The organism is Halovulum marinum, assembly GCF_009697225.1.
Lineage (GTDB): Bacteria > Pseudomonadota > Alphaproteobacteria > Rhodobacterales > Rhodobacteraceae > Halovulum > Halovulum marinum.
In genome coordinates, this window is sequence record NZ_WIND01000059.1 from 1 (window position 1) to 1,799 (window position 1,799).

At 62.4% G+C, this 1,799-nt stretch carries 1 protein-coding gene; it reads right to left on the reverse strand.

The window, feature by feature from the left end; translation table 11 throughout:
- Window positions 1–146 precede the first annotated feature (146 nt).
- Window positions 147–1,408, reverse strand: a protein-coding gene (locus tag GE300_RS21970; RefSeq protein ID WP_087902221.1) for an IS3-like element IS6110/IS987 family transposase whose coding sequence is annotated in 2 segments (ribosomal slippage) — window positions 147–1,120 and window positions 1,120–1,408 — 1,263 coding nt in all. Because the reading frame shifts where the segments join, the coding sequence is not laid out codon by codon here.
- Between the last annotated feature and the right edge of the window lie 391 nt (window positions 1,409–1,799).

Below are 1,799 nucleotides of genomic sequence, written 5' to 3' on the forward strand. Positions count from 1 at the left end.
ACCGGTCAAATCGTAGGCTTCCAAAATCTCCATGATCTCCTCGGCAGACTTCACGTCACCCCTTTTCGGGAGCTGAACAACCGACGCGGAGCCGTCGGCCGCGGTGAACCGCCCCGGTGAGTCCGGAGACTCTCTGATCTGAGACCTCAGCCGGCGGCTGGTCTCTGGCGTTGAGCGTAGTAGGCAGCCTCGAGTTCGACCGGCGGGACGTCGCCGCAGTACTGGTAGAGGCGGCGATGGTTGAACCAGTCGACCCAGCGCGCGGTGGCCAACTCGACATCCTCGATGGACCGCCAGGGCTTGCCGGGTTTGATCAGCTCGGTCTTGTATAGGCCGTTGATCGTCTCGGCTAGTGCATTGTCATAGGAGCTTCCGACCGCTCCGACCGACGGTTGGATGCCTGCCTCGGCGAGCCGCTCGCTGAACCGGATCGATGTGTACTGAGATCCCCTATCCGTATGGTGGATAACGTCTTTCAGGTCGAGTACGCCTTCTTGTTGGCGGGTCCAGATGGCTTGCTCGATCGCGTCGAGGACCATGGAGGTGGCCATCGTGGAAGCGACCCGCCAGCCCAGGATCCTGCGAGCGTAGGCGTCGGTGACAAAGGCCACGTAGGCGAACCCTGCCCAGGTCGACACATAGGTGAGGTCTGCTACCCACAGCCGGTTAGGTGCTGGTGGTCCGAAGCGGCGCTGGACGAGATCGGCGGGACGGGCTGTGGCCGGATCAGCGATCGTGGTCCTGCGGGCTTTGCCGCGGGTGGTCCCGGACAGGCCGAGTTTGGTCATCAGCCGTTCGACGGTGCATCTGGCCACCTCGATGCCCTCACGGTTCAGGGTTAGCCACACTTTGCGGGCACCGTAAACACCGTAGTTGGCGGCGTGGACGCGGCTGATGTGCTCCTTGAGTTCGCCATCGCGCAGCTCGCGGCGGCTGGGCTCCCGGTTGATGTGGTCGTAGTAGGTCGATGGGGCGATCGGCACACCCAGCTCGGTCAGCTGTGTGCAGATCGACTCGACACCCCACCGCAAACCATCGGGGCCCTCGCGGTGGCCCTGATGATCGGCGATGAACCGGGTAATTAGCGTGCTGGCCGGTCGAGCTCGGCCGCGAAGAAAGCCGACGCGGTCTTTAAAATCGCGTTCGCCCTTCGCAATTCGGCGTTGTCCCGCCGCAAGCGCTTCAGCTCAGCGGATTCTTCGGTCGTGGTCCCGGGCCGTGCGCCGGCATCGACCTGCGCCTGGCGCACCCACTTACGCACCGTCTCCGCGCAGCCAACACCAAGTAGACGGGCGACCTCACTGATCGCTGCCCACTCCGAATCGTGCTGACCGCGGATCTCTGCGACCATCCGCACCGCCCGCTCACGCAGCTCCGGCGGGTACCTCCTCGATGAACCACCTGACATGACCCCATCCTTTCCAAGAACTGGAGTCTCCGGACATGCCGGGGCGGTTCATTCTGCCGTGCCGGTCGTGTTGGCGGGCCCGGTGTCGTCGGTGATCGATGAGATTGTGCGCGAGGGCGCGCAGCAGATGCTGGCCGGGGCCCAACGGCGCTGCGCAGCTTCCAAATTAGTTAGGCAGCGCCATGAAACCGCTATCCTTTTAGGATGGTTCAACGCTATCCTTTTAGGATGGTTCAACGAACGCCAGCGATGACAAGCGTCGCTCAGCTAGAGCACTATCTAGAGGAGCACTTGACCAAAGAGCTGGCATGGTTATTGCGTGCTGCAACAGAATGGCACGCGCAACATTGTATGAATCTTGGGATTGACGGCTATAGCATGCAGGTCTACG